Below are 24256 nucleotides of genomic sequence, written 5' to 3' on the forward strand. Positions count from 1 at the left end.
CCCCGGGCGCTGCCGCACCAGCCTGGAGGCCCGGTGCCGGTCCCTGAGACCGGCACCGGGCCTCCAGGCGGTTGCGGCATGTGCTGACAAAATCCGCAGCATCGGCTAGGGTCATTGTCGCGCTCCAACGCGCGTCACCTGAACGAAGGAGTTCTCCATGGACAGCATCGGCGTCGGGCTGATCTCGGTCGGCTGGATGGGGCGGTTGCACTCGCGCGCCTACCGGGCGTTGCCGGACCATTTCCCGGAGCTCGGCGTCCAGCCGCGGCTCGTCGTCGCGGCCGACCCGGTCGAGGCGGCGCGCGACCAGGCGGTGACGCGGCTCGGGTACGAACGTGCCGTCGCCGACTACCAGGAGGTCCTCGCCGACCCGGCCGTCGACGTCGTGTCGATCTGTTCGCCGAACTTCTTGCACCGCGAGATGGCCGTCGCCGCGGCCGAGGCGGGCAAGCCGTTCTGGATCGAGAAGCCGATGGGGCGGTACGCCAGCGACTCCCGCGCCATCCACCAGGCGGTGCAACAGGCGGGCGTCATCACGAGCGTCGGGTTCAACTACCGGCACGCCCCGGCGATCGAGCGTGCCCGTGAACTCGTCCGCAGCGGGCGGCTCGGCCGGATCACGAACGTGCGCGGATCGTTGCTCGCCGGCTACTCGTCCGACCCGGCGGCCCCGCTGACCTGGCGCTTCGAGCGTGAGCGCGCAGGATCGGGCGTGCTCGGCGACCTGCTGTCGCACGGGCTCGACCTGGCGCAGTACGTGGTCGGTCGGATCGCTTCGGTCAGTGCGCTCGCGGAGACGTTCATCGAGTCGCGGCCCCGGCCTGCTGCCGGCATCGTCGACCGCAGTGCGGCGGCGACCGGTGAACTGGGCGCCGTCGAGAACGAGGACTACGCCGCGCTGCTGTTCCGGTTCGAGGACGGTGCGGTCGGCACGATGGACTCGAGTCGGGTGATGCGCGGGCCGCACGCCGAGTACACGCTCGAGATCTACGGCACCCGCGGTTCGGTCCGGTGGGACTTCCAGCGCCTCAACGAGCTCGAGGTGTACCTCGACGGACAAGAGGTCGACGGGTACGCCACCCACTACGTCGCACCCGGGGACGGCGAATTCGGTCGCTTCCAGCCCGGCGCCGGCACCGCGATGGGCTACGACGACCTGAAGGCGATCGAGGCGGCGCAGTTCATCGCGAGTGTCCGGCGCGGGGAGCAGCTGGCGCCGTCGGTCGCGGACGGGCTCGCTGCCGCGTCGATCGTCGAGGCGGCGGAGGCCTCGCTGGTCGACGGTGCGTGGCACGATGTCGCCCTGGTCGACGGGCCGCTGACGTACGGGGCGCCGACACCCAGGATCTAGACACGCGGTGCCGCTCCCTTGTTAGTATGTAAGGACAAAGTCCGAACAACCAGGAGGCACCATGCCGCTCGTCCGAATCGACCTCACCACCGGCCGCACGCCCGAGGCCGTCCGTGGCATCGCCGACGCCGTCCATCAGGCCATCGTCGACGTGTACGGGATCCCGGTGCGAGACCGGTTCCAGGTGATCACCGAGCACCCGGCCCAGCAGATCATCGCCGAGGACGCCGGCCTGGGGTTCGAGCGCACCGAGGGTGTCGTGATGATCCAGGTGTTCACGCAGCACGGACGGACCGACGAGGCGAAGGCGTCACTGTACCGGGCGATCCACGACGCCCTCGCGGCGATCGGCGTCGCGTCCGAGGACGTCTTCATCGGCTACGTCGAGAACGGGCCGCAGGACTGGTCGTTCGGCTTCGGACGGGCCCAGTACGTGACGGGCGAGCTCGGGGTGCCCGCGCTCGGTTGAGGCTGTGCGGGGGCGGGGCGGGGGCGGCGCGGTCACCACACCCCGCTCAGTTCCGTCGAGTGGTCAAGAAGTGTCGGTTGCCGGGCGTCCGGGCGACAGTTCGTGACCACTCGGCGCACCGCCGACGGCGAGTCGCGACCGCTCGACGAGCGACCTACTTGTCGACGAGCGTGACCTCGAACGAGTACCGGTCGGGGCGGTAGCAGTGCACGCCGTACTCGACCGCCCGGCCCGAGGCGTCGTACGCGGTACGGCTCATCGTGAGCACCGGGTCGCCGTCCTCGATCTCGAGCAGACCGGCCTCTTCGTCGGTGACCGCCCGGGCACCGATCCGCTGCTTGGCCACCCGCATCGTGACGCCCCGGCCGCGGAGAAGCTGGTACAGCCCGTGCGCCTGCAGGTCATCGTCCGTCAGGTCGAGGAACTCCGGCGGCAGGTAGTTCTCGAGGATCGCCATCGGGACGTCCTCGGCGAACCGCACCCGTCGGATGTGCGCGACGATCGTGCCCGGCTCGACGCTCAGCGCTGCGGCCACGTCGTCGGGAGCGGGGACGTCGTCGCGCTGCAGCAGCTTCGTCGCCGGAGCCTGCGCACCCTGGGCCAGGTCGTCGTACAGGCTGGTCAGCTCGACCTTGCGTGTGACGGGGCCGTGCACGACCTGGGTCCCGATGCCGCGGCGGCGCACCAGCAGACCCTTGTCGACGAGGTCCTGGATCGCGCGACGGATCGTCGGCCGCGACAGGCCCAGACGCTCACCGAGGGCGATCTCGTTCTCGAGCCGGGCCCCTGGCGGCATCGCGCCGGAGCGGATCGACTCCTCGATGCGCGAGGCGACCTGGAAGTAGAGGGGCATGGGACCCGACCGGTCCAGGTCCATGAACAGGTCGGACGGCAGCTGGCCTTCGTTGGTCATCGCGGTCCTTCACACGTGCGGAGATGCCGGCGACGGTGCCGACGGCATTGTCGTGACAATACCACCGGGGATGTGGCACCCCGGCCGAGCGCAACGGGCGTTGCGCCAGTCGGCGAACCCCGTCAGTCGGCGAAGACCATCGGTCGGTTCGACAGCCGCGGCTGGTTCGCGGCCTTCGGCTTCTCGGCACGAGCACGGACCGGGGCGATCGTCACCCGGGTGACCGCGCCGAGTGCCTCGACCGTCTCGACCCGGTGGTGCCCGGCGGCGTGCACCACGATCGCAGCGCAGGCCTCGGCGTCGGCAGCGGCGTCGTGGTGCTGGAACCCCTCGAACCCGGCGGCCATCGCGGCGACCGGCAGGCGGTAGGAGTCGAGCGTGTAGGTCTTGCGGGCGACCGCCAGGGAGCACAGCGAGTGGTGCTCGGCCAGGTCGATCCCCGTCGCGGAGCACCCACCGGCGATGACGCCCATGTCGAAGCGGGCGTTGTGCGCCACCAGGACGTCGCCCTCGGCGAAGGCCACCAGGTCGGGGTACTGCTGCTCCCACGTCTTGGCGCGCGCGACGTCCTCGGCGACGATGCCGTGGATGCGGGTGTTCCACTCCAGGAACGCGTCGTGCCCGAACGGCGGGCGGATGAACCACGACGCCCGATCGACGACCCGGCCGGCGCGGACCTTCACCAGCCCGACGGAGCAGGCGCTGGCGGGCGAGCTGTTGGCGGTCTCGAAGTCGATCGCGGTGAAGTTCAACGGCACGGTCCCGATCGTCGCACGGGGTTCCGACATCGCCGTCCGTTCCTCTCGGCGTTGCGTGTGGCTACTCTCAGCGCATGGGGAACGACGCCGACCGACGTCCGCTCGTCCTGGTGCTCGCCGGGACCGGCTACGGGCAGCAGGCGCCGCTGCTCTGGTGGACGAGCGAGATCGCGCTCGCTGCGGGGTGCGAGGTCATCGCGCCGCGATGGCAGGTCGACGACGCCGCCGGAGCCGATCCGGTCGGCTTCGTCGAGGCCGCTGTCGCCGCGGTGCGGGGGGACCGGCTGCCCGACCTCGTCGTCGCGAAGTCGTTCGGCTGCTTCGCCCTGCCCTGGGCGATCCGCAACGACGTGCCCGGGGTCTGGCTCACCCCGGTGCTCACGCACGACGATGTGGCCACGGCGCTCGCCGCCGCGACTGACGCGCACGACGCGATCGGGGGTGGAGCCGACACCATGTGGCGGCCCGACCGTGTCTCGGGGACGGCTGCGCGCCTCCAGACCGTCGACCGTGCCGACCACTCGCTGCAGGTGCCTGGCGACTGGCGGCTCTCGCAGCGGCTGCAGGCCGACGTCTTCGACGTCGTCGAGCGCCGCATCACGGCCCTGCGGCCCCGTATGGCTGGGTCACGTCTGCTGGCCTGACGAACGGACTGGAGGCCCGGGTCGGCTCCGACAGGCCGCCGCCGGTAGGCTCTTCTTCCGTGGCTCTCACCATCGGAATCGTCGGTCTCCCGAACGTCGGCAAGTCGACCCTGTTCAACGCCCTGACCAAGAACCAGGTCCTCGCCGCGAACTACCCGTTCGCGACGATCGAGCCGAACGTCGGGGTGGTGAACCTGCCCGACTCGCGGCTCGACCAGCTCGCCGAGCTCTTCCACTCGGAGAAGACCGTGCCGGCGCCGGTGTCGTTCGTCGACATCGCGGGCATCGTCAAGGGCGCGAGCGAGGGCGAAGGCCTGGGCAACAAGTTCCTCGCCAACATCCGCGAGGCCGACGCCATCGCGCAGGTCGTCCGTGGCTTCACCGACGACGACGTCGTGCACGTCGCGAACAAGGTCTCCCCGAAGGACGACCTCGAGGTCATCAACACCGAGCTGATCCTCGCCGACATGGAGACCATCGACAAGGCGCTCCCGCGCTACGAGAAGATGCTCAAGCTCAAGCAGGCCGAGCCGGTCGTGCTCGAGACCGCTCGCGAGGCCCGTGCCGCGCTCGAGCAGGGCACGCTGCTGTCCGCCACGAAGATCGACCTGTCACCGATCTCCGAGCTCGGGCTGCTCAGCGCCAAGCCGTTCATCTTCGTCTTCAACGTCGACGAGGCGATCCTGACCGACGAGTCCCGCAAGGCCGAACTGGCCGCGCTGGTCGCCCCCGCCCAGGCTGTCTTCCTCGACGCCCAGGTCGAGTCGGAGCTCATCGACCTCGACCCTGCCGACGCCGCCGAACTGCTCGAGTCGACCGGGCAGACCGAGTCGGGCCTCGACCAGCTCGCCCGCATCGGGTTCGACACCCTCGGGCTGCAGACCTACCTGACGGCCGGTCCGAAGGAAGCCCGTGCGTGGACGATCGGCAAGGGGTGGAAGGCTCCCCAGGCTGCCGGCGTCATCCACACCGACTTCGAGAAGGGCTTCATCAAGGCCGAGGTCATCTCGTTCGACGACCTGGTCGCGACCGGCTCGATCGCCGAGGCCCGCGCTGCCGGCAAAGCCCGCATCGAGGGCAAGGACTACGTCATGCAGGACGGCGACGTGGTGGAGTTCCGCTTCAACAACTAGACCGAGGGGCACATGAGCCAACAGTTCGCCTTCTGGCGCACGAGCGAGCGACTCGATTCCGCGCAGGTGTACGAGCGCCTGGTGGACGGTGAGCACGTCTCCGGACTCGAGGCCCTCGACCACGAGGCTGTCGAGGCCGCCCTCATCGCCGCCTTTCCGCACTGGGCCGTCGAGAAGACCCGCGCGGACGGTGCCGACCAGACGATGCTCGCCGGGCCGGGGAACCGCGGTGCGATCGATGTGAGCTACAGCCCGCAGATGGTGACCACGACCTGTTACGGCATGGACTCGGAGCAGTGGAACGTCGTCATCTCTGCGGTGGTCGACCTGAGATTGCCGCTGTACGACCCGCAGATCAGCTACCGCTTCGACGGGTACGAGTGAAGCCGACGGACGGCGTCGGCATCCGACCGGGTAGGTCGTCGGTGAGGACGTCGACCTCGAAACCGGTGATGCGCTCGACCTCGTGCGCGAACCCACCGAGATCGAACAGCGATGCCGCGGGGGTCAGGTGGACCAGCAGGTCGATGTCACTGTGTTCGGTGTCCTGCCCGCGCACCGCGGAGCCGAAGACGCGGACGTCCTCGAGGTGGAAACGCTTCGCCTCGTCGAGGATCGCGTCGGCGTAGACGGCGAGTGGGATGCTCGGGCGGGTGTGCGCCGCTTCGAGGATCCGCCGGAGCGACTCCTCGCGCGGCCGCTTCCGTCCGCTCTCGTACGCCGAGATGGTGGGCTGCTGCATGCCGGCGGCGGCAGCGAGACCGGTCTGCGAGAGGCCGAGGTCTTCGCGGGCAGCGCGGATCAACTGCGCAGCCCGTTCGATCCGCATGGCGACCTCCCCTACAGCTCTCGGCTCTAGACGAGCACCGGGAACGACGAAGCGCCGCCGAGCAGACTCGGCGGCGCTTCGTGGTGGTGCTGGTGGGACCTAGGCCGCGAGGGCCATCTCGCCCGCCTGCACGGACTGTGCCTGCAGCAGGGTGCGGCTGGCCTCGCCCGCCCAGGAGCGGCCGGGGACGGTCCAGCCGGCCTCGCCGACGGCGTCGAGCCGGGTGCCCCGGGTGACGAAGGTCCCCAGGTCGTCGGCCGCGATGCGGACGAGGTACTCGCGCTGCGAGCGGTCGTCGCGCACCGGGAACTCGGCGATGCGGTCGGGGGTGATCGTCGGGGCCGCGAGTGCGGTCCCGAACACGGTGATTCGTTCGTTACTGGTCATGGTGCTGTACTTCCTGGTCATTCGGCGCCAGGGCGACTCGGTGTCGGCGGACGTCTCAGTCCAGCGCGACGCATCGAGTGCGGGGCGCGCACGTCGCGTTTCAACGTGCAGCTCGTCCGTTCGGATCGAGCGGTGTCTCGAGTGGAATGCGACTCGGGTGAGTCGGTGTCGAGAGGTTGGTGTGCGCGAGTCAGATCGGTTCGCTGCAGTGCACCAACCAGAGACTATACGCCCACCCCGTCGAGAAGTCCAGCGAGCGACCGGACCGAGCATCAGGACGCCATGAACGTGGCCCAGCGTTCCCCGCCAGCGGCCACGTTGCCCGAGCCGTCCAGTCGGGCCGCGGCCGAGGACGGCTTGCGCGAAGCCTGCTCGCGGATCAGCCCGTCGAACGTCGCCGAGAAGTCCAGACGGGGCAGCGCGGCCGTGACGTCCCGCAGGTCGTCCGACGACCACCTGTCGAAGCCCACGCCGGAGACGTCGAGCGAGGTCGCGACCTCGAGCAGGTGTCCCTCGGCGTCGAGCTCCGTGTCGACGGACCGCCACATGTGCCGCTCGATGATCTCCCCGACCCGACGGGCTCGCACGGCGTCCCACCCGGCGCCGAGCGCGAAGACCGATCCGGCCGCGCCGCCAGCGTCCTCGAAGGGCACCCGGTGGGCGTCGAACGACGGGGTGACGCCGAGGTCGTGGAGCATCGTCGCGACGAAGAGCAGCTCGGGGTCCGGTTCGAGCTCGACCGTGGGGGCGAGCAGGACAGCCCATGCCCACGACCGCAGGCAGTGGTTGACGAAAGCCGGTTCGGACCATGCCCGCACGACGTCCAGTGCGCGCGCAGCGACGGGGGAGGGCGGGGTGAGCAGAGCTTCGACGTCGACCGGCATGGCACGACAGTAGCGGCAGGAGAATGCCCCGCCAGCCCGGGTTCGCATGCCCTGGATCGGCACACGTGCCCCGGATCGCAACGACGTGCGCATGGGTGCGGGGGGGGGGGGGGGGGGGACGGGCCTCCCGTCCGTCTGCTCCGTCAGTTCAGGGTCGGGGTGTCCTCCGGCACGACGCCGTCGGCGTACAGGTCGGTCGCCAGGTCGCGGAGCGCGCGCAGCGCGACCCGCTGCGTGAGCGGGCCGTAGGAGATGCGGGCGACGCCGAGCGCCTCGTACTCCGCGGCGGGCAGGGCGCCGGGCAGGCCGATGACCGAGAGCTTGCCGCGACCGAGACCGGCGACGAGCCGCTCGACCACGGAACGATCGATCGCGCCGGGCACGAAGACCAGCGCGGCGCCGTTGTCCAGGAACGCCCTGCCTCGGGCGATCGCGTCCTCGATGCTCTCGTCGATCGGGCGCTCGCCGCCGCGGGCGATCGCGTCGGTGCGGGCGTTCAGCTGGAAGTCGACGCCCTCGGCCTGCGCCGCTGCGGTGATCGCGGCGACGCGGGCGACCGCCTCGTCGAAGGGACGCAGCCGGTCCTCGACGTTGGCACCCACGATGCCCGAGCCGATGGCCCGGCGGATGGTCTCGGCGGGGTCCTGGTACCCGTCGTCCAGGTCGGCGGTGACCGGCAGGTCCGTCGCGGCGGCCACGATCGCGGCGCCCGACAGGGCGAGGTCGAGGGGCATGCCGCCGTCCTCGTACCCGTACGACGCGGCGATCGAGTGCCCGGCGGTGGCGATCGCCTTCGTGCCGGGCAGGTCGCTGACGACCTTCGCGGTGATCGCGTCCCACACGTTCACGACGCGCAGGATCTCGGGGGCTTCGTGCAGCTGCTTGAGGGTGACGGCCTTGTCGGCGGTGCTCGTGCTCATGTCGCCGAGCGTAGGCCGACGGGGCGGCCCCGGCCGTGTGCCTGTCCGAAGACGACGTGGGATGACGTCGGGAGTCGCGCCGGGCCTCCGGGCAGGGGCATGCTGGGACGCATGGCGAGCGACGAGCAGGACCCGGTCGGCACGCTCCGCGGGGTCCGGACGAGCATCAAGTGGACGCGGTACGCGCCCGACGTGCTGCCCCTGTTCGTCGCCGAGATGGACCACGACGTCGCGCCGGCGATCCGCCAGGCCCTGATCGAACGGGTCTCGCAGTCCGACCTCGGGTACCTCGACGGTCCCGGCCCGCTCGCACCGGCCTTCGCGCAGTTCGCGCTGGACCGCTGGGGCTGGCAGATCGACCCGTCGCGGATCCACCTGGCCACCGACGTCAGCGTCGGGATCGTCGAGTCGCTCCGGCTCGCGCTGCCCGACGGCGGCCGCGTCGCGATCACCCCGCCGGTCTACCCGCCGTTCTTCGAGCTCGTCGAAGAAGCTCGATGTCAGGTCGAGGAGGTCCCACTGCTCGAGCAGTGGGGGCAGTACCGGCTCGACCTCGAGGGCCTCGAGCGGGCGTTCGCCAGCGGGGTCGGCGTCTTCCTGCTCTGCAACCCGCACAACCCCGTCGGGCTCGTGCACGACCGGGCCGACCTCGTCGCGATCGCCGAACTGGCCGCGAAGTACGACGTCCTCGTCATCAGCGACGAGATCCACGCGCCCCTGACCCACCCCGGCGTGCAGTTCACCCCGTTCGCCGCGGTCGCCGAGCCGCTCGGGGCCCGGAGCGTGTGCGTGACCTCGGCGAGCAAGGGCTGGAACCTCGCCGGCGTGAAGTGTTCGGTCATCGTCGCCGGCGATCCCCGGACCGCCGCGCTCCTCGACACCCTGTGGGAAGAGGTCGCCTGCCGCACGAGCATCCTCGGGCTGCACGCGAACCTGGCGGCGTTCACCCTGGCGACGGACTGGCTCGACGACGTCGTGGCGCGCATCTTGGCGAACGACCGACTGCTCGCCAAGCTCCTCGCCGAACACCTGCCCGGCGTGGTCTACACGAGGCCGCGTGCCGGGTACCTGGCGTGGCTCGACTTCCGGGGCATCGGCCTCGGCGACGACCCCGCGGTGCCGCTGCGCGAGAACGCGTACGTCGCGCTGAACTCCGGGCTGGGGTTCGGGTCCGAAGGGCGGGGGTTCGTCCGGCTCAACCTGGCCTGTTCTCCGGAGACCCTGCGCGAGGCCGTGTTCCGGATCGCGTCGGCGTACCCGTCGAGCGCACAGGAGGGGCTGGTCTGGCACGTCGCGTGAGCGGTGGAACGGCGTCGTTGCCGGCTACACAGCACCGAGTGAACACGAGACGTCGGGTCGGCGCCACGCACTCGATGTCTTCTGCTCACTCGAGCCCGCCGGGGTCAGGCCACGTACTGGTTGCGGCCGACGACGCGGATGCGCAGGTCGTCGTCGCGGTCCATCGCGAGGAGCTCGCGGGCGACGAACCCGACGGACGGCCACCGGGAGACCTCGGTCACCATGAAGCCGTCGATGAACACCTGCCACGCGCCGGCCTCGCGGACCGCCTGCACCTCGTACATCGCCATGCCGTGAGCGTACCGGGACCGGCCGCCGTCAGCGCAGGTCGAGCGTCATGTGCACGTCGGCCCGCACGTACGGGCTCGGGGCGATCTCATCCTCGCGCAGGTGCCGGAAGCCGAACGCCTCGTACAGGTGCACGGCGCTGGTGAGCTGCGCGTTGCTCTCCAGGTCGATGCGGTGTGCTCCGAGCTCGCGGGCCCGGTCGAGTGCCGCGGTGATGAGCTTCCGCCCGGTGCCGTGCCCCTGGTGGTCGGGGGAGACGGCCATCTTCACGAGTTCGAACACGCCGGGGGTGGTGGGCACGACCCCGATGCACCCGACGACCTGGTCGTCGAGCCGGGCGACCAGGACGGCACCGCCCTGCTCGACGACGCGGCCGACGGGGTCGGAGAGGAACACCCGGTCCTCGTCCTCGAGGGTGAAGTACCGGGTGATCCAGGCCTCGTTGAGCGTGCGGAACGCCTCGGCGTCGGCGGGGGTGGCGAGGTCGGCGATGGTGACGGTGGAGGTCGCTTCGGGCATGCCTCCATCCTCGATCGACGATGCAGTCGCGTCCAATACTCGTTCGCGCTGATCGATACGCTGTGTGCATGGATCGAGAACCCGACGTCGACCTCCGTCACCTGCGGGCTTTCCTGGCCGTCGCCGACGAGTTGCACTTCGGCCGAGCAGCCGAACAGCTGCGGATGGCCCAGCCCGCACTGTCCCAGCAGATCCGGCGGACCGAGCGTGCGCTCGGGGTCGACCTGTTCGTCCGGACCAGCCGCAGCGTCGCCCTGACCGCCGCCGGCCGGGTGCTGCAGGGCCGTGCCCGGTCGTTGCTCGGGCAGGTGCGGCGCGACCTCGACGAGACGGTCCGGGTCGGTCGGGGCGAGGTCGGTCGGCTCGACGTCGGGTTCGTGGTCTCCGCGCTGCCCCTCGGGCCGATCGAACGGGTGCAGTCGTTCCGGGAGCGCTACCCCCTGGTCCGGGTGGAACTGACCGAGGGGTACTCGTCGACGCTGCTGGCGCGGATCGTCCGCGGCGAGCTCGACCTCGCCGTCGTCCGCGATGCCGACCCGGACCCCGCCGTGCACCTGCTGCCGTTCCGGTCCGAGGCGTTCGTCGCCGCCGTCCCGCGCGGGCACCGACTGGCAGGCCGCGAGCGCATCCGCGGTACCGAGCTGGTCGACGAACCGTTCGTGTTCTTCCCGGCGGTCGCCGGAGCACTGGCGACCGAGCGCAACCTGGCACCGGTCACCGCCGGTGGGCGCCGACCCGTCGTCGTGCAGGAGGCCACCACCTGGGCGACCGTGCTGCACCTGGTCGGGGTGGGCCTCGGCGTGACGGTGGTGCCGGAGAGCGCCGCGCTCGCCGCACCCGACACGGTGACGCTCCTGCCGCTCGAGGGCAGCGACCACCGCAGCGAGCTCGCGTGGGCGATGCGCGCCGACGACGACCGCGAGATCCTGCGCAACTTCGTCGCCGCGGACTGACCGAGCGGCCTCGGTGCACGGACGTGAGCCGGTCGGCCGTCCTCGTTCAGCCGAGCGACAGGACGGGCGCGCGGTGGTCACCGAGCTCGTCGATGCGCCACGGCCGGGCCCCGCGCAGCGTCAGGCCGAGCTGCACGAGCACGAACCCGACGTGCGGTTCGACATCGGGGTCCCACGGGCCCTCGACCCCCAGGCCGAACGCGCCGAGTTCATCGTCGGCTTCGTCCCGAAGGGTGAGTCGCCACCGTCCGTCGCCGAGTTCCTCGACCACGGCCCAGCGGGCGGTGCCGAACCGACTCACGCCGTCTTCATGATGTCCGCGGTGAAGTTCTGCACGCGCTGGAGCAGGGACGCACCCCGCATCGCGATGGTCGCCGGCGGGTTCAGGTGCGGCGGTGCGGTACGGATGAGCATCGGGCAGCCGAGGTCTTCGCAGATGTACGTGCCGATGGTGTTGCCGTTGCGGCCGGACTCACCGGCACGTGCGGCGGAGAACAGCCGGACCTGGGTCGCGGGCTGCGGGGAGTGGCAGAACGAGCACATCGCGGCGATGCCGGGGCGCAGCGATCCACCGGCGGACCGGACGACGATGCCCACGGGGCGCTCGTCGATCCAGGACACGATGTACCCGCGGCGGGCGGCCTGTGGGTCGCGCCACCCCAGGAACTCGCGCTCGTCCCACAGGGTCTCGTGCAGGCCGGGGATGGGCAGCTGTGCGAGTTCGTCGGCTGTGGCGTTCACGAACGACGATCGGATGTCGGCTTCGGTCAGTGGCTTCACGGTGCTGACACCCTATTCCTCGCCTCCGACAGGGGCGCTACGACAGCCTGGAGGCTCGGATCGCGCCGAGCGCGCTGCTCCCGTCCGCCACCAGCACCGCCCGGCGCAGGGCGTCGCGTCCGACGCGACGGGCCGCCGCGTCGTCCGCGGCGAACTCCACGAGCACGCGCGTCGACCGCGCCATGGCGCGCGCACCGGGCACCCACGGGACCGCACGCTCGATCGATTCCGCGACCGCGACCGCAGCCGCGTGGTGCTGGGTCAGGTGGGCGCGTTCGTGGGCGACCACGGCCTCCAGTTCGTCGGTGCGCAACCGGTCTGCCAAGCCGGTGCTGACCAGGACCCCACCACTCCGGCCCGGCACGGCGCACGCCAGTGCGTGGTCCGCCTCGACGACCGCGACGGGGGTGCCGTCGATCTCGCGGTGCGGGGCGACCCCGGAACGCATCGCCTGCCGGACGGCCTCGTGTTCGGGGCCGGGGCGGACCCGGACCGCGACGACGAACGCGACGACCGCGAGCACCGCGACGCCCACGTTGAGGCCGTGCGTGGGGGAGCCGTCCCCGCCGAAGAGCTCGGTGATCGGACGGTCGGCGAGCACGACCAGGGCGATGCCGGCCACGAAGCCGACGACGCCGAGCAGGACCGCGATCGACCAGCAGACCAGCGCGGTGCGGGGCAGGTCGATCGTCCAGGCGGAACGGGTCAGGACCCGGGGCGCGAACACCACCACCGCGAGTGCGAGGACGATGAGCGCGATGCCGGCGACGACCACGGTGTGCGGCCGGTCAGGAGCGGGCGCGGGCGTCGAGGGCGCGGCGCAGGGCCTCGAGGTCGTCCGAGGCGAGCGACCCGGTGAACTGCAGCAGTGCGGCCTCGCGGTCGGTCGAGGCGGCCAGCGCACTCGACATCAGTGAGGCGGTCTGCTCGTCGCGACTGTGCACGGCGCGGAAGGTCAGGGGAGCGTCGTCGTGCTGCTCCCGTTCCACCTGGCCCTTGCGGCCGAGTCGGTCGAGCACGGTGAGCACGGTCGTCAGCGCGGGGCGGGGCTCGGGGAACGCGTCGAGGACCTGGCGTGCGGTGAGCCCGGCGTCGGCGGAGCGGAGCGCGTCGAGCACCGCCTGCTCCAGCTGCCCGCGGGGGCGCGATCGTTGTCCGGCCATCCCCGCATTCTACGAGATGTCGAAGGTTCGCTCGCGACACACGCCCGAAACGCGGCCTCGGTATGCTCGACGCGGACAACTGAACACACCGGCCGTTCATCCGTCGCGGGAGACGCCGTGCAGTACCTCTGGGTACATCGTGCCCTCGGGCGCGCGCACGGCACCGAAGGAGCAATCCCCCCGTCAATCTCTCAGGTCCCACACCGCAGCGGACAGGCCACTCTGAAAAGCAGACGCTCGGTCGTCTCGCCCACGGTGAAAGCCGCCGGACCTCACGGGCCGCGGTGAAACTCTCAGGCCCATGACAGAGGGGGAGTTCCACCCGGCGATCGTCGCCGGGCCCTGCCGATGCCAGGAGAACTCCGCCATGAGTCCGTCCCCACAGCCCACTCCGGGGCAGCGTTCGTCGCCGCTCGAAGCCGTGCACGAGGCCGCCGGTGCGACCTTCACCGACTTCGCCGGGTACCGCATGCCCGTGCGCTACTCGTCGGACCTCGCCGAGCACCACGCCGTGCGCCAGGCCGCCGGGGTCTTCGACCTGTCCCACATGGCCGAGATCGGGGTGACCGGCACCGACGCCGTCGCCTTCCTCGACCACGCGCTCGCCGGGTCCTTCGGGAAGATGCCGGTCGGTCGCGCCAAGTACTCGCTGCTGCTCGCCGAGAACGGCGGGATCCTCGACGACCTGGTCGTGTACCGGACCGACGACGACGTCTTCCTCGTCGTCGCGAACGCCTCCAACCGTGACGTCGCCGTCGCCGCGCTGACCGCCCGGGCCGACGGCTTCGACGTCGAGGTCTCCGACGACTCCGACACCACGGCCCTCGTCGCCATCCAGGGCCCCGCGGCGGCCGGCACGCTCGACGCCCTCGTCGTCGCCGACCGCCTGCAGCCCGAGACCCCGCTCGACGAGCTCGGCTACTACCGGGTGCTGCACGCGCTGTTCGACGGCGCCGACGTGCTCGTCGCGCGCACCGGCTACACCGGCGAGGACGGCTTCGAGGTCTACACCGACCCGGACACCGCCCCGGTGCTCTGGGACACGCTGCTCGAGGCCGGTGCCGACCGCGGGGTCGTCCCCGCCGGGCTCGCCGCACGCGACACCCTGCGGCTCGAGGCGGGCATGCCCCTGTACGGGCACGAGCTCGGCACCGACGTCCGTCCGGCCCAGGCAGGCCTGGGCCGCGTCGTCGCGAAGGACGGCGAGTTCGTCGGTGCTGCCGGCGTCACCCCGTCCGCGGACGCACGCGTGCTCGTCGGCCTGGCGACCGAGGGCCGTCGTGCTCCCCGGGCCGGCTACGACGTCGTGCTCGACGGTGCGGTCGTCGGCACGGTGACCTCGGGCGCGCTCTCGCCGACGCTCGGTCACCCCGTCGCGATGGCCTTCGTCGACCCGGCTGCGCTCGCCGCCGCGTCGGACGGGGCACAGGTCCTCCACATCGACGTCCGCGGGACTGCCGTCCCCAGCACGGTCTCCGCGTTCCCCTTCTACCGCCGCGCCTCGAAAGGCTGACCCCATGACCGACCAGACCGCACTCCAGTACACGGCCGACCACGAGTGGCTGCTCGTCGAGGGCGACACCGTCACCATCGGCATCACCGACCACGCCGCCGAGCAGCTCGGTGACGTCGTCTACGTCGAACTCCCCGCCGTCGGCACCGCCACCACCGCCGGCGACCAGATCGGCGAGATCGAGTCGACCAAGAGCGTCGGCGAGCTCTTCGCCCCGATCGAGGGCGAGGTCGTCGAGGTCAACGACGCCGTCGTCGACACCCCCGACACCGTCAACCAGGACCCCTTCGGTGCCGGCTGGCTCGTGAAGATCAAGGTCGGCGGCACCTCGTTCCCCGAGGACCTGATGGACCACGACGCCTACCGGGCCTCCATCGCATGACCGCGTTCGAGAACCTCCAGACGTCCTTCGCCGACCGCCACATCGGCACCACCCCGGCCGACCAGCAGGAGATGCTCGACGTCGTCGGGCAGCCGTCGCTCGACGCCCTGGTCCGTGCCGCGATCCCGGAGTCCATCCACGTCGGGCCCGTCGCCGACTCGGTGATCCCGGCCGCCGTCGGCGAGACCGAGGCGCTCGCCGAACTCCGCGCGAAGGCCGGTCGCAACACCGTCCGACGCGCCATGATCGGTCTCGGCTACCACGGCACCCACACCCCCGCGGTGATCCAGCGGAACGTGCTCGAGAACCCGAGCTGGTACACGGCGTACACGCCCTACCAGCCCGAGATCTCGCAGGGCCGCCTCGAAGCGCTCATCAACTTCCAGACGATGGTGTCCGACCTGACCGGCATGGCCACCGCCGGCGCCTCGATGCTCGACGAGGGCACCGCCGTGGTCGAGGGCATGCTCCTCGCTCGCCGCGCCTCGAAGGTCAAGGGCGGCGCGTTCCTCGTCGACGCCGACCTGCTGCCGCAGACCCGTGCGTTGCTCGACCACCGTGCCGACGCCGTGGGCATCACGCTGCGCGCGTTCGACGCCGTCGACGGCCCGAGCGACGAGCAGCTCGACGGGGCGTTCGGCGTCATCCTGCAGTACCCGGGCGCCTCGGGCCGCATCGTCGACCCGTCGTCCGTCATCGAGCGCGTCCACGCCGGTGGTGGCATCGCCGTCGTCGCCGCCGACCTGCTCGCGATGACCCTGCTCGCCAGCCCCGGCGACCTGGGGGCCGACGTCGCCGTCGGCACCAGCCAGCGTTTCGGTGTCCCGCTCGGCTTCGGCGGCCCGCACGCCGGCTACCTCGCCGTGCGCGCCGGCCTGGAGCGCCAGCTGCCCGGTCGCCTGGTCGGGGTGTCCTTCGACGCCGACGGCCAGATGGCCTACCGCCTCAGCCTCCAGACCCGCGAGCAGCACATCCGCCGCGAGAAGGCGACGAGCAACATCTGCACCGCGCAGGTCCTGCTCGCCGTGATGGCGTCGATGTACGCGGTCTACCACGGGCCCGAAGGCCTGCGGTTCATCGCCGGTCGGGTCGCACGGACCACCGGTGCGCTCGCCGCCGTGGCACGCGACGCCGGGGTCGAGATCGTGCACGACGCGTACTTCGACACGCTCACCCTGCGGGCCGTCGGTCGCGCCGAGACGATCGTCGCGGCAGCGCAGGACGCCGGCTACTTGCTGCACACGGTGGACGCCGACACCTTCCAGCTCTCCGTCGACGAGACGACCACGCCCGACGACGTCGTGGCGCTGGCGGGCGTGCTCGGCGCGGTGGACGTGACGGTGCCCGCGACCGAAGCAGCCGTGCGCGACGCGGCCACGGGCCTCCCGTCCGCCCTGCAGCGCGAGAGCGACTACCTGACGCACCCCGTGTTCAGCGCACACCGCAGCGAGACCCGCATGATGCGGTACCTCAAGCACCTGTCCGACAAGGACTACGCGCTCGACCGCGGCATGATCCCGCTCGGCAGCTGCACGATGAAGCTCAACGCGGCGACCGAGATGGCCGCCGTGACCTGGCCAGAGTTCGCGAACATCCACCCGTTCGCACCGCGTGAGGACGTCGAGGGGTACCTCGACATGATCGGCGACCTCGAGTCGTGGCTCGCCGAGGTCACCGGGTACGACACCGTGTCCCTGCAGCCGAACGCCGGCAGCCAGGGCGAACTCGCCGGGCTGCTGGCCATCCGCGGGTACCACCAGGCTCGTGGCGACGAGGACCGGACGGTCTGCCTGATCCCGTCGAGCGCGCACGGCACGAACGCCGCATCCGCGGTGCTCGCCGGGATGAAGGTCGTCGTGGTGGCCTGCGACGAGAACGGCAACGTCGACCTCGAGGACCTCCGGGCCCGCGTCGCCGCCAACGCCGACACCCTCGCAGCGCTGATGATCACGTACCCGTCCACCCACGGCGTCTACGAGCACGACATCCGCGAGATCTGCGACGCCGTGCACGACGCCGGCGGCCAGGTCTACGTCGACGGCGCGAACCTCAACGCGCTGCTCGGGCACGCCCGCTTCGGCGACTTCGGCGGCGACGTGTCGCACCTCAACCTGCACAAGACCTTCTGCATCCCGCACGGCGGTGGCGGCCCCGGCGTGGGTCCCGTCGCCGCGAAGGCACACCTGGCGCCGTTCCTGCCCGGGCACCCGTTCGCGCAGCAGGCCGACCGGCGCTCCGGTGCGACGACGGCCGACGCCGACGACCGCCTCGCGCACGCCGGTGGGCCGGTCAGCGCGGCGCCGTACGGCAGCCCGAGCATCCTGCCCATCACGTGGACCTACGTCCGGATGATGGGGCTCGAGGGCCTCACCCGTGCGACCGAGGCTGCCGTGCTCGGGGCGAACTACATCGCGTCCCGCCTGCGCGAGGCGTTCCCGGTGCTGTACACGGGCGACGACGGGCTCGTCGCACACGAGTGCATCCTCGACCTCCGGCCGCTGCGGGACACCACGGGGATCACGGTCGACGACGTCGCGAAGCGCCTGGTCGACTACGGGTTCCACGCGCCGACGATGTCGTTCCCGGTCGCGGGCACGCTCATGGTCGAACCGACCGAGAGCGAGGACCTCGCCGAGCTCGACCGCTTCGTCGACGCCATGCTCGCGATCCGGGCCGAGGCCGCAGCGGTCGAGCGCGGAGAGTGGCCGGCGGACGACAACCCGCTCGTGCACGCGCCGCACACCGCGTCGTCGGTGATCTCGGGGGAGTGGGCGCACGCCTACACCCGCGAGCAGGCCGTCTACCCGCTGCCGGGCATCAGCGGCCGGAAGTACTGGCCGCCGGTGCGCCGCATCGACCAGGCGTACGGCGACCGCAACCTGGTGTGCGCCTGCCCGCCGATCGAGGCGTTCGCCTGATCCCGTCGGGCGCCGACACCCTGTGGTGATCGTCGCCGAGTGATTCGTGCCCCGTGCCTCGTGCCCTGCCTCGTGCCCCGTCCGGTTCTTCCGGGCGGGGCGCGGTCACGTCCGGACGGAAGGTGCCGGTCTGTGTCCCGGTCCCGGTCTCGATCTGGGGGCCGGCCTTGCCCGGTCTGGCCCGGCCTTGCCCGGTCCGGGTGCGACCCGCCCCGGCCCGCTGCGTCGGGTGGCCACGACACCCCGCTCAGTTCCGCCGAGTGGTCACGAATCGTCGTCCGGGCCTCCGCCGAGCGACGATTCGTGACCACTCGGCGGTGCACTCGCGGCATGTCGTGACCGCGGACCAGCGCCCCGGAGCCGTACCCCTGAGCGATGCTCGGCCGTCCCCCGACTTGCACAGAACTGTGCCGGAGTGCAACAGATTTCATGCGGATGCAACAAAAACGCACCCTTCACCTGAGTGCGCGCGAATCTTGCATCGTCTCGCAAGGATCGTGCAAGTTGGTTACCGGCGTGTAACCGTTCGCTCCAGGGTTTGGACGCCACTGTTCACCTTGCCTACGCTGCAAAGGTCAAACGCGCCCGGGTGACACAGCTGTGCCCGAACGCGTCCCATGCACCAGGAGGAACCTTGATCAAGAAGCGCGCCGGGCTCACCGCCCTCGCCGTGCTCGGGGCCACAGCACTCGCCCTGACCGCCTGCTCCAGCAACAGCTCCAACGGGGGTGGCTCGGGCTCGGCGAACGCGTCCGGGATCGTCACCACGAACGGCACCGAGCCGCAGAAGCCCCTCATCCCGTCGAACACCACCGAGACCGGTGGCGGCAAGGTCATCGACTCGCTCTTCGAGGGCCTCGTCTCGTACGACGCCGACGGCAAGCCCGTCAACGAGGTCGCGAAGAGCATCGACACCGATGACTCGAAGACCTTCGACATCAAGCTGAACACGGGTTACACCTTCACCAACGGCGAGAAGGTCACTGCCGAGTCGTTCACGAAGGCGTGGAACTGGGCAGCCCAGTTCTCGAACAAGCAGAGCGCCTCGTACTTCTTCGAGAACATCGAGGGGTACAACGCCGAGAAGGACTCCGAGCTCACCGGCCTCAAGGTCGTGAGCGACGACGAGTTCACCGTGAAGCTGAAGTCGGCCCAGTCGGACTTCCCGCTCTCGCTCGGCTACTCGGCCTTCGTGCCGCTGCCGTCCTCGTTCTACGACGACACCAAGGCCTTCGGTGAGAACCCGATCGGCAACGGTCCGTACAAGTTCGACGGCAAGAAGGCCTGGACGCACAACCAGTCCATCAAGCTCGTCGCCAACAAGGACTACGAGGGCAAGCGCAAGCCGAAGAACGGTGGTCTGACGATCACGTTCTACACCTCGCAGGACACCGCCTACGCCGACGCGCAGGGCGGCAACCTCGACGTCCTCGACGCCGTGCCGGACGCGAACTTCCAGACGTACAAGTCGGACTTCCCGGACTCGAACGTCAACCAGCCGGCCGCGATCTTCCAGGGCATCTACCTGCCCTACTACCTCGACCACTGGAAGGGCGAGGAAGGCAAGCTGCGTCGCGAGGCCGTCTCGATGGCGATCAACCGCAAGGAGATCACCGACAAGATCTTCGACGGCACCCGCACCCCGGCCAAGGACTTCACCTCGCCGGTGATCGCCGGCTGGAACGACGACCTCGAGGGCTCCGAGGTCCTGGACTACAACAAGTCCGAGGCCAAGAAGCTCTGGGCCGAGGCCGACAAGATCTCGAAGTACAACGACACCCTCACCATCACGTACAACGCCGATGGTGGCCACCAGGCGTGGGTGACCGCGGTCACGAACTCGATCTCGAGCACGCTCGGCATCAAGGCCGAGGGCAACGCGATCCCGACGTTCCAGGAAGCCCTGGACCTGCAGACGAACGACAAGCTCACGGGCGGCAGCCGTACCGGTTGGCAGGCCGACTACCCGTCGCTGTACAACTTCCTCGGCCCGACCATGGGCAAGGGCTCGTCGAGCAACTACGCGCGCTACGACTCGGCTGAGTACAACGAGCTGCTCGCCAAGGGCCGTTCGGCAGCCACCGTCGAAGAGGGCAACAAGATCTTCGACCAGGCCCAGGAACTCCTGTTCAAGGACCTGCCCGAGATCCCGCTCTGGTACTCCAACGTGACCGGCGTCTGGAACGCCGACACGGTGTCGAACGTCAAGTTCGGCTGGAACTCGGTGCCGCTCTACTACGACGTCGAGGTCAAGAACTGACCCTGGTCTCGTAGAGACCACCCCGCGAGCAGGTATCCTGCCTCGCGACCACCGGACGGGGGTTCGGGGACCACACGGTCCCCGAACCCCCGTACCGCGGCGGCAAGACCTTCCCCCACACTGCGGGCGCCCTCCCGCACCGGACTTCCGTGCCGACCCTCGGACCGTCCACCCCTCACCACAATGAACCTGATCGACATCGCTCCGGACCGGGCAGTGATCTGATGCTCTGGTACCTCGGCAAGCGCCTCCTGCAACTCATCCCCGTGTTCTTCGGGGCCACGTTCCTCATCTACTTCATGGTCTTCTCGCTGCCCGGCGACCCGATCGCCGCGCTGTTCGGCGACCGTCAGCCGACGCCGCAGGTGATCGAGCAGCTGCGACAGCAGTACAACCTCGACAAGCCGTTCATCGTCCAGTACCTGCTCTGGATCGGCGGCGTGTTCCGCGGCGACCTCGGCGTGACGTACTCGGGCCTGCCGGTCAGCTCGCAGCTCGCCTCGGCGTTCCCGATCACCGCTCGCCTGGCGATCCTGGCGCTGCTGTTCGAGTCGGTCGCCGGCATCGTCGTCGGTGTCATCGCTGGTCTGCGCAAGGGCAAGCTGTTCGACGCCACCGCACTCGTCGTGTCGCTGCTGCTCATCTCGGTCCCGACCTTCGTCGTCGGGTTCCTGCTGCAGTACGTCTTCGGCATCAACCTCGGCCTGTTCCGGGTGACGGTGTCGGGCGAAGCGCCGTGGGACGAACTCGTGCTGCCAGCGATCGTGCTCGCCTCGGTGTCGTTCGCGTACATCGTGCGTCTGACGCGCGCGAGCGTGGCCGAGAACATGAGCGCGGACTTCGTCCGCACCGCGACGGCCAAGGGTCTCCCGCGTCGTCGGGTGATCGGGGTGCACATCTTCCGCAACTCGCTCATCCCCGTGGTGACGTACCTGGGTGTCGACATCGGCAACCTGATGGTCGGCGCCGTGGTGACCGAGGGCATCTTCAACATCCACGGTGTGGGTGGCACGGTGTTCCAGGCCGTCAAGCTCGGCGAGGGTCCGACCGTCGTGTCGTTCGTCGCCGTGATGGTCATCATCTTCATGCTCGCCAACCTCCTGGTCGACCTGCTCTACGCCGTCCTGGACCCGAGGATCCGCTATGCCAAGTAACGCCGCATCCCGCTCGGCGACGCACTACGTCGCTCCGATCGAGGAGACCCCGCTCCAAGCGGTCGACCAGGTCGACGAGAACGAGAAGACCCGGTCCACCTGGACCGATGCCTGGGACTCCATGCGTGTCCGCCCGATGTTCTGGGTGTCCGCCGTGCTCATCCTGCTCATCGTCGTCGTGGCGCTGTTCCCGGGTCTCTTCACGCACATCGACCCGAGGAAGGCGATCCTCGCGAAGAGCAACGAGGGCCCGGAAGCCGGCCACATCTTCGGGTACAACCGCCAGGGGTACGACGTGTACTCACGCGTGATCTGGGGTGCACGGAACTCGCTGATCGTCGGCATCGTCGCCACCGTGCTGGTCACGATCGTCGGTGTCATCATCGGCGCTCTCGCCGGCTTCTACGGCGGATGGCTCGACACGATCGTGTCCCGCATCGCGGACATCTTCTTCTCCATCCCCACCGTGCTCGGCGCGATCGTGATCATGTCGGTCATCCCGGCGCGGAACGCGATCACCGTGGCGTTGGTCCTCGCGGCGTTCGCTTGGCCGCAGATCGCTCGCATCATGCGTGGTGCCGTGCTCAGCGCGAAGCAGTCCGACTACGTCATGGCCTCGGCCGCGCTCGGCGTCAGTCGCTTCAAGACGCTGGTCCGGCACGTGATCCCGAACTCGGTGGCGCCGGTCATCGTCGTGTCGACTGTGTCGCTCGGCACGTTCATCGTGGCCGAGGCGACCCTGTCGTTCCTCGGTATCGGGCTCCCGGACTCAGCGCTCAGCTGGGGCCTCGACATCGGGACCGCGCAGGTCTCGATCCGAACGGCACCGTCGACGATCTTCTGGCCGTCGGCAGCCCTGTCCATCACCGTGCTCGCGTTCCTGCTCCTCGGTGACGTGGTGCGCGATGCGCTCGACCCGAAGGCGAGGGCCCGCCGATGAGCGAGACACTGACCCAGCCGAACAGCCGCCGTACCGGCGGCTCCGGCGCCCCGCTGCTCGAGATCACCGACCTGCAGGTCGGCTTCAAGACCCAGAGCGGCCTCGTGCAGGCCGTCCGCGGCGTGAACCTCACCCTCGAACAGGGCGAGCGCCTGGCCATCGTCGGCGAGTCCGGTTCCGGCAAGTCGACGAGCGCCCAGGCGATCATCAAGCTGCTCCCCGGCACCGGTGAGGTCACCGGCGGCTCGATCAAGTTCAACGGGCGCGAGCTCGTCGGGCTGAGCGACAAGGAGATGTCGGAGATCCGCGGGAAGGAGATCGGCTACGTCCCCCAGGACCCGATGTCGAACCTCAACCCGCTGTGGTCGATCGGCTTCCAGGTCGAAGAGGCCATCCGTGCGAACGGCATGGCGACCGGCAAGGCCGCCGTCCGCGCCCGCGCGGTCGAGGTCCTGCAGGAAGCCGGCCTCGGCGACGCGTCGACCCGCCTGAAGCAGTACCCGCACGAGTTCTCCGGCGGCATGCGGCAGCGTGTGCTCATCGGCATCGGTCTGTCGAGCCGCCCGCAGCTGCTCATCGCCGACGAGCCGACGAGTGCGCTCGACGTCACGGTCCAGCGCGTCATCCTCGACCACCTCGAGACCCTGACCCGCGACTTCGGCACCTCGGTGCTGTTCATCACGCACGACCTCGGCCTCGCTGCCGAGCGGGCCGAGAAGCTCGTCGTGATGTACAAGGGACAGGTCGTCGAGGCCGGCCCCTCCAAGGAGATCCTGGCCAACCCGCAGCACCCGTACACGCAGCGCCTCGTCGCGGCGGCCCCCTCGCTGGCCAGCCGTCGCATCCAGTCGAAGGTGCAGCACCAGCGGATCGACATCGCCGACACCGGCAGTGACGACGCCGAGCTCATCGCCCGCGCCCAGGAGCGCGAGCACCGTCCAGCCGAGGACCTCATCGTGGTGAAGAACCTCGAGAAGGTCTACAAGCTGCGCGGCAAGAGCCTCGCCACGCGGGAGCTCAAGGCCGTCGACGACGTGTCGTTCTCGATCCAGAAGGGCACCACCACGGCGCTCGTCGGCGAGTCCGGTTCGGGCAAGTCGACCGTCGCGAAGCTCGTCCTGCAGCTCGAGAGCATCACGAGCGGCACCGTGCAGTTCGACGGCATCGACATCGGCGCGCTGAAGGGCAAGGACCTCTTCGACTTCCGCCGCCGTGTGCAGCCGGTGTTCCAGGACCCGTACGGCTCCCTGGACCCGATGTACAACGTCGGGAACACGATCGCCGAGCCGCTCGCCACGCACAAGGTGGGCGACAAGGCCTCGCGCCGTGCCCGGGTGCTCGAGCTCCTCGACCAGGTCGCGCTCCCGAAGTCGATGGTGAACCGCTACCCGAACGAGCTGTCCGGTGGCCAGCGACAGCGCATCGCCGTCGCTCGCGCGCTGGCACTCAAGCCGGAGGTCATCGTCCTCGACGAGGCCGTCTCCGCGCTCGACGTGCTCGTGCAGGGCCAGATCCTCGACCTGCTCACCGAGCTGCAGACCGAGCTCGGCCTGACGTACCTGTTCATCACGCACGACCTCGCGGTCGTCCGCCTCGTCGCGGACAACGTGTGCGTCATGCGTCGTGGGCAGATCGTCGAGAAGGCGACGACCGACGAGGTCTTCGCCGCCCCGAAGGAGCAGTACACGAAGGACCTCCTGGCCGCCATCCCCGGCGCCGGGTTCGAGTTCGGACGCTGATCCCCCTGGACACGAACGAGGCCGGACGCCCCCTCGTCCTCCGCGCTGGTCGCGGGGGCG

26 protein-coding genes and 1 riboswitch are annotated in these 24256 nt (G+C 70.1%); of the genes, 14 read left to right on the forward strand and 12 right to left on the reverse strand.

Annotated features, from left to right (window positions below):
• Positions 1 to 157: 157 nt before the first annotated feature.
• Both ASF75_RS15715 and ASF75_RS15720 read left to right on the forward strand, forming a co-directional pair.
• A complete protein-coding gene (locus tag ASF75_RS15715; RefSeq protein WP_056072891.1) occupies positions 158 to 1351 on the forward strand; it encodes a Gfo/Idh/MocA family protein in 1194 nt (397 codons plus the stop codon).
• Positions 1352 to 1412: 61 nt separating this feature from the next.
• Entirely contained in the window at positions 1413 to 1820 is a 408-nt protein-coding gene (locus ASF75_RS15720; protein ID WP_056072894.1) for a tautomerase family protein, read from the forward strand.
• A 154-nt stretch (positions 1821 to 1974) separates the two neighbouring features.
• Here ASF75_RS15720 and ASF75_RS15725 read toward each other — a convergent pair whose 3' ends face one another.
• Together ASF75_RS15725 and ASF75_RS15730 are read right to left on the reverse strand one after the other, a co-directional pair.
• On the reverse strand, positions 1975 to 2733 hold the full coding sequence (locus ASF75_RS15725) for a GntR family transcriptional regulator (protein WP_017887097.1): 759 nt from the start codon (positions 2731 to 2733) through the stop codon (positions 1975 to 1977).
• A gap of 122 nt (positions 2734 to 2855) precedes the next feature.
• On the reverse strand, positions 2856 to 3521 hold the full coding sequence (locus ASF75_RS15730) for an exonuclease domain-containing protein (RefSeq protein WP_235517718.1): 666 nt from the start codon (positions 3519 to 3521) through the stop codon (positions 2856 to 2858).
• Positions 3522 to 3565: 44 nt separating this feature from the next.
• Between ASF75_RS15730 and ASF75_RS15735 the strand changes: the two genes are divergently transcribed.
• Genes ASF75_RS15735 through ASF75_RS15745 form a run of 3 tightly spaced genes read left to right on the forward strand, consistent with a single transcriptional unit; the run spans position 3566 to position 5652 of the window.
• The gene (locus ASF75_RS15735; protein WP_056072897.1) at positions 3566 to 4135 is read left to right on the forward strand and encodes a hypothetical protein; all 570 of its coding nucleotides are present in this window, start codon (positions 3566 to 3568) and stop codon (positions 4133 to 4135) included.
• Between the two features lie 59 nt (positions 4136 to 4194).
• Positions 4195 to 5268 carry a redox-regulated ATPase YchF gene (gene ychF / locus ASF75_RS15740; protein WP_042539389.1) on the forward strand — a complete coding sequence of 358 codons (1074 nt, stop codon included), beginning with the start codon at positions 4195 to 4197 and terminating at the stop codon, positions 5266 to 5268.
• Between the two features lie 12 nt (positions 5269 to 5280).
• Positions 5281 to 5652, forward strand: a complete 372-nt coding sequence (locus tag ASF75_RS15745) for a hypothetical protein (RefSeq protein WP_056072901.1) — start codon at positions 5281 to 5283, stop codon at positions 5650 to 5652.
• Here the strand turns inward: ASF75_RS15745 and ASF75_RS15750 are convergent.
• From ASF75_RS15750 to ASF75_RS15765, 4 genes are all read right to left on the reverse strand, one after another.
• Positions 5624 to 6097: a helix-turn-helix domain-containing protein gene (locus ASF75_RS15750; RefSeq protein ID WP_056072903.1), complete on the reverse strand. Its 474-nt coding sequence runs from the start codon at positions 6095 to 6097 to the stop codon at positions 5624 to 5626. The genes ASF75_RS15745 and ASF75_RS15750 overlap by 29 nt on opposite strands.
• A 99-nt stretch (positions 6098 to 6196) precedes the next feature.
• Positions 6197 to 6484, reverse strand: coding sequence for a hypothetical protein (locus tag ASF75_RS15755; protein WP_017887091.1), 288 nt, complete (start codon positions 6482 to 6484; stop codon positions 6197 to 6199).
• 272 nt (positions 6485 to 6756) lie between these two features.
• The gene (locus tag ASF75_RS15760; protein ID WP_056072910.1) at positions 6757 to 7368 is read right to left on the reverse strand and encodes an HD domain-containing protein; all 612 of its coding nucleotides are present in this window, start codon (positions 7366 to 7368) and stop codon (positions 6757 to 6759) included.
• Between the two features lie 143 nt (positions 7369 to 7511).
• On the reverse strand, positions 7512 to 8288 hold the full coding sequence (locus tag ASF75_RS15765) for an isocitrate lyase/PEP mutase family protein (RefSeq protein WP_042539383.1): 777 nt from the start codon (positions 8286 to 8288) through the stop codon (positions 7512 to 7514).
• Positions 8289 to 8399: 111 nt separating this feature from the next.
• Here ASF75_RS15765 and ASF75_RS15770 point away from each other — a divergent pair, with 111 nt between their 5' ends.
• Positions 8400 to 9587 carry a MalY/PatB family protein gene (locus ASF75_RS15770; RefSeq protein ID WP_056073124.1) on the forward strand — a complete coding sequence of 396 codons (1188 nt, stop codon included), beginning with the start codon at positions 8400 to 8402 and terminating at the stop codon, positions 9585 to 9587.
• 104 nt (positions 9588 to 9691) lie between these two features.
• Here ASF75_RS15770 and ASF75_RS15775 read toward each other — a convergent pair whose 3' ends face one another.
• Together ASF75_RS15775 and ASF75_RS15780 are read right to left on the reverse strand one after the other, a co-directional pair.
• On the reverse strand, positions 9692 to 9877 hold the full coding sequence (locus ASF75_RS15775; RefSeq protein WP_042539381.1) for a hypothetical protein: 186 nt from the start codon (positions 9875 to 9877) through the stop codon (positions 9692 to 9694).
• A 28-nt stretch (positions 9878 to 9905) separates the two neighbouring features.
• Positions 9906 to 10394: a GNAT family N-acetyltransferase gene (locus ASF75_RS15780; protein WP_056072913.1), complete on the reverse strand. Its 489-nt coding sequence runs from the start codon at positions 10392 to 10394 to the stop codon at positions 9906 to 9908.
• Positions 10395 to 10462: 68 nt separating this feature from the next.
• On the opposite strand from ASF75_RS15780, the gene ASF75_RS15785 reads away from it, so the two are divergent.
• Positions 10463 to 11347 (forward strand): LysR substrate-binding domain-containing protein, encoded by an 885-nt coding sequence (locus ASF75_RS15785; protein WP_056072916.1) that lies wholly within the window; start codon positions 10463 to 10465, stop codon positions 11345 to 11347.
• A 46-nt stretch (positions 11348 to 11393) separates the two neighbouring features.
• Here ASF75_RS15785 and ASF75_RS15790 read toward each other — a convergent pair whose 3' ends face one another.
• Genes ASF75_RS15790 through ASF75_RS15805 form a run of 4 tightly spaced genes read right to left on the reverse strand, consistent with a single transcriptional unit; the run spans position 11394 to position 13290 of the window.
• A complete protein-coding gene (locus ASF75_RS15790; RefSeq protein WP_017887084.1) occupies positions 11394 to 11648 on the reverse strand; it encodes a hypothetical protein in 255 nt (84 codons plus the stop codon).
• Positions 11645 to 12127 carry an FBP domain-containing protein gene (locus ASF75_RS15795; protein WP_017887083.1) on the reverse strand — a complete coding sequence of 161 codons (483 nt, stop codon included), beginning with the start codon at positions 12125 to 12127 and terminating at the stop codon, positions 11645 to 11647. The genes ASF75_RS15790 and ASF75_RS15795 overlap by 4 nt, the downstream gene beginning before the upstream one ends.
• A gap of 37 nt (positions 12128 to 12164) precedes the next feature.
• Positions 12165 to 12902: a M48 family metalloprotease gene (locus ASF75_RS15800; RefSeq protein ID WP_056072919.1), complete on the reverse strand. Its 738-nt coding sequence runs from the start codon at positions 12900 to 12902 to the stop codon at positions 12165 to 12167.
• 13 nt (positions 12903 to 12915) lie between these two features.
• On the reverse strand, positions 12916 to 13290 hold the full coding sequence (locus tag ASF75_RS15805) for a BlaI/MecI/CopY family transcriptional regulator (protein WP_031259691.1): 375 nt from the start codon (positions 13288 to 13290) through the stop codon (positions 12916 to 12918).
• A gap of 96 nt (positions 13291 to 13386) precedes the next feature.
• A riboswitch (glycine riboswitch) is annotated at positions 13387 to 13506 on the forward strand.
• A 151-nt stretch (positions 13507 to 13657) separates the two neighbouring features.
• On the opposite strand from ASF75_RS15805, the gene gcvT reads away from it, so the two are divergent.
• The 7 genes from gcvT to ASF75_RS15840 all read left to right on the forward strand — a co-directional run bounded on the left by gcvT (position 13658) and on the right by ASF75_RS15840 (position 24196).
• Positions 13658 to 14803 (forward strand): glycine cleavage system aminomethyltransferase GcvT, encoded by a 1146-nt coding sequence (gcvT, locus tag ASF75_RS15810; protein ID WP_056072921.1) that lies wholly within the window; start codon positions 13658 to 13660, stop codon positions 14801 to 14803.
• A gap of 4 nt (positions 14804 to 14807) precedes the next feature.
• Complete coding sequence (gene gcvH / locus ASF75_RS15815; RefSeq protein WP_056072924.1) at positions 14808 to 15185, forward strand: glycine cleavage system protein GcvH; 378 nt, start codon at positions 14808 to 14810, stop codon at positions 15183 to 15185.
• Positions 15182 to 18103, forward strand: a complete 2922-nt coding sequence (gcvP, locus tag ASF75_RS15820) for an aminomethyl-transferring glycine dehydrogenase (RefSeq protein WP_056072927.1) — start codon at positions 15182 to 15184, stop codon at positions 18101 to 18103. Before gcvH ends, gcvP begins: the two co-directional genes overlap by 4 nt.
• A gap of 634 nt (positions 18104 to 18737) precedes the next feature.
• Complete coding sequence (locus tag ASF75_RS15825; RefSeq protein WP_056072930.1) at positions 18738 to 20363, forward strand: peptide ABC transporter substrate-binding protein; 1626 nt, start codon at positions 18738 to 18740, stop codon at positions 20361 to 20363.
• Positions 20364 to 20587: 224 nt separating this feature from the next.
• Entirely contained in the window at positions 20588 to 21517 is a 930-nt protein-coding gene (locus tag ASF75_RS15830) for an ABC transporter permease (RefSeq protein ID WP_017887076.1), read from the forward strand.
• Positions 21507 to 22457: an ABC transporter permease gene (locus tag ASF75_RS15835; protein ID WP_017887075.1), complete on the forward strand. Its 951-nt coding sequence runs from the start codon at positions 21507 to 21509 to the stop codon at positions 22455 to 22457. Before ASF75_RS15830 ends, ASF75_RS15835 begins: the two co-directional genes overlap by 11 nt.
• Positions 22454 to 24196, forward strand: a complete 1743-nt coding sequence (locus ASF75_RS15840; protein ID WP_017887074.1) for a dipeptide ABC transporter ATP-binding protein — start codon at positions 22454 to 22456, stop codon at positions 24194 to 24196. The genes ASF75_RS15835 and ASF75_RS15840 overlap by 4 nt, the downstream gene beginning before the upstream one ends.
• The last annotated feature ends 60 nt before the right edge of the window (positions 24197 to 24256 follow it).

The sequence above is a fragment of the Curtobacterium sp. Leaf154 genome (assembly GCF_001424595.1).
Classification (GTDB): domain Bacteria; phylum Actinomycetota; class Actinomycetes; order Actinomycetales; family Microbacteriaceae; genus Curtobacterium; species Curtobacterium poinsettiae.

Bases quoted from the DNA above. Each gene is read 5' to 3' on its own strand.
- ASF75_RS15715 (WP_056072891.1), top strand. From the start codon at position 158: ATGGACAGCATCGGCGTCGGGCTGATCTCGGTCGGCTGGATGGGGCGG.
- ASF75_RS15720 (WP_056072894.1), top strand. From the start codon at position 1,413: ATGCCGCTCGTCCGAATCGACCTCACCACCGGCCGCACGCCCGAGGCC.
- ASF75_RS15725 (WP_017887097.1), bottom strand. From the start codon at position 2,733: ATGACCAACGAAGGCCAGCTGCCGTCCGACCTGTTCATGGACCTGGAC.
- ASF75_RS15730 (WP_235517718.1), bottom strand. From the start codon at position 3,521: ATGTCGGAACCCCGTGCGACGATCGGGACCGTGCCGTTGAACTTCACC.
- ASF75_RS15735 (WP_056072897.1), top strand. From the start codon at position 3,566: ATGGGGAACGACGCCGACCGACGTCCGCTCGTCCTGGTGCTCGCCGGG.
- ASF75_RS15745 (WP_056072901.1), top strand. From the start codon at position 5,281: ATGAGCCAACAGTTCGCCTTCTGGCGCACGAGCGAGCGACTCGATTCC.
- ASF75_RS15750 (WP_056072903.1), bottom strand. From the start codon at position 6,097: ATGCGGATCGAACGGGCTGCGCAGTTGATCCGCGCTGCCCGCGAAGAC.
- ASF75_RS15755 (WP_017887091.1), bottom strand. From the start codon at position 6,484: ATGACCAGTAACGAACGAATCACCGTGTTCGGGACCGCACTCGCGGCC.
- ASF75_RS15760 (WP_056072910.1), bottom strand. From the start codon at position 7,368: ATGCCGGTCGACGTCGAAGCTCTGCTCACCCCGCCCTCCCCCGTCGCT.
- ASF75_RS15765 (WP_042539383.1), bottom strand. From the start codon at position 8,288: ATGAGCACGAGCACCGCCGACAAGGCCGTCACCCTCAAGCAGCTGCAC.
- ASF75_RS15770 (WP_056073124.1), top strand. From the start codon at position 8,400: ATGGCGAGCGACGAGCAGGACCCGGTCGGCACGCTCCGCGGGGTCCGG.
- ASF75_RS15775 (WP_042539381.1), bottom strand. From the start codon at position 9,877: ATGGCGATGTACGAGGTGCAGGCGGTCCGCGAGGCCGGCGCGTGGCAG.
- ASF75_RS15780 (WP_056072913.1), bottom strand. From the start codon at position 10,394: ATGCCCGAAGCGACCTCCACCGTCACCATCGCCGACCTCGCCACCCCC.
- ASF75_RS15785 (WP_056072916.1), top strand. From the start codon at position 10,463: ATGGATCGAGAACCCGACGTCGACCTCCGTCACCTGCGGGCTTTCCTG.
- ASF75_RS15805 (WP_031259691.1), bottom strand. From the start codon at position 13,290: ATGGCCGGACAACGATCGCGCCCCCGCGGGCAGCTGGAGCAGGCGGTG.
- gcvT (WP_056072921.1), top strand. From the start codon at position 13,658: ATGAGTCCGTCCCCACAGCCCACTCCGGGGCAGCGTTCGTCGCCGCTC.
- gcvH (WP_056072924.1), top strand. From the start codon at position 14,808: ATGACCGACCAGACCGCACTCCAGTACACGGCCGACCACGAGTGGCTG.
- gcvP (WP_056072927.1), top strand. From the start codon at position 15,182: ATGACCGCGTTCGAGAACCTCCAGACGTCCTTCGCCGACCGCCACATC.
- ASF75_RS15830 (WP_017887076.1), top strand. From the start codon at position 20,588: ATGCTCTGGTACCTCGGCAAGCGCCTCCTGCAACTCATCCCCGTGTTC.
- ASF75_RS15835 (WP_017887075.1), top strand. From the start codon at position 21,507: ATGCCAAGTAACGCCGCATCCCGCTCGGCGACGCACTACGTCGCTCCG.
- ASF75_RS15840 (WP_017887074.1), top strand. From the start codon at position 22,454: ATGAGCGAGACACTGACCCAGCCGAACAGCCGCCGTACCGGCGGCTCC.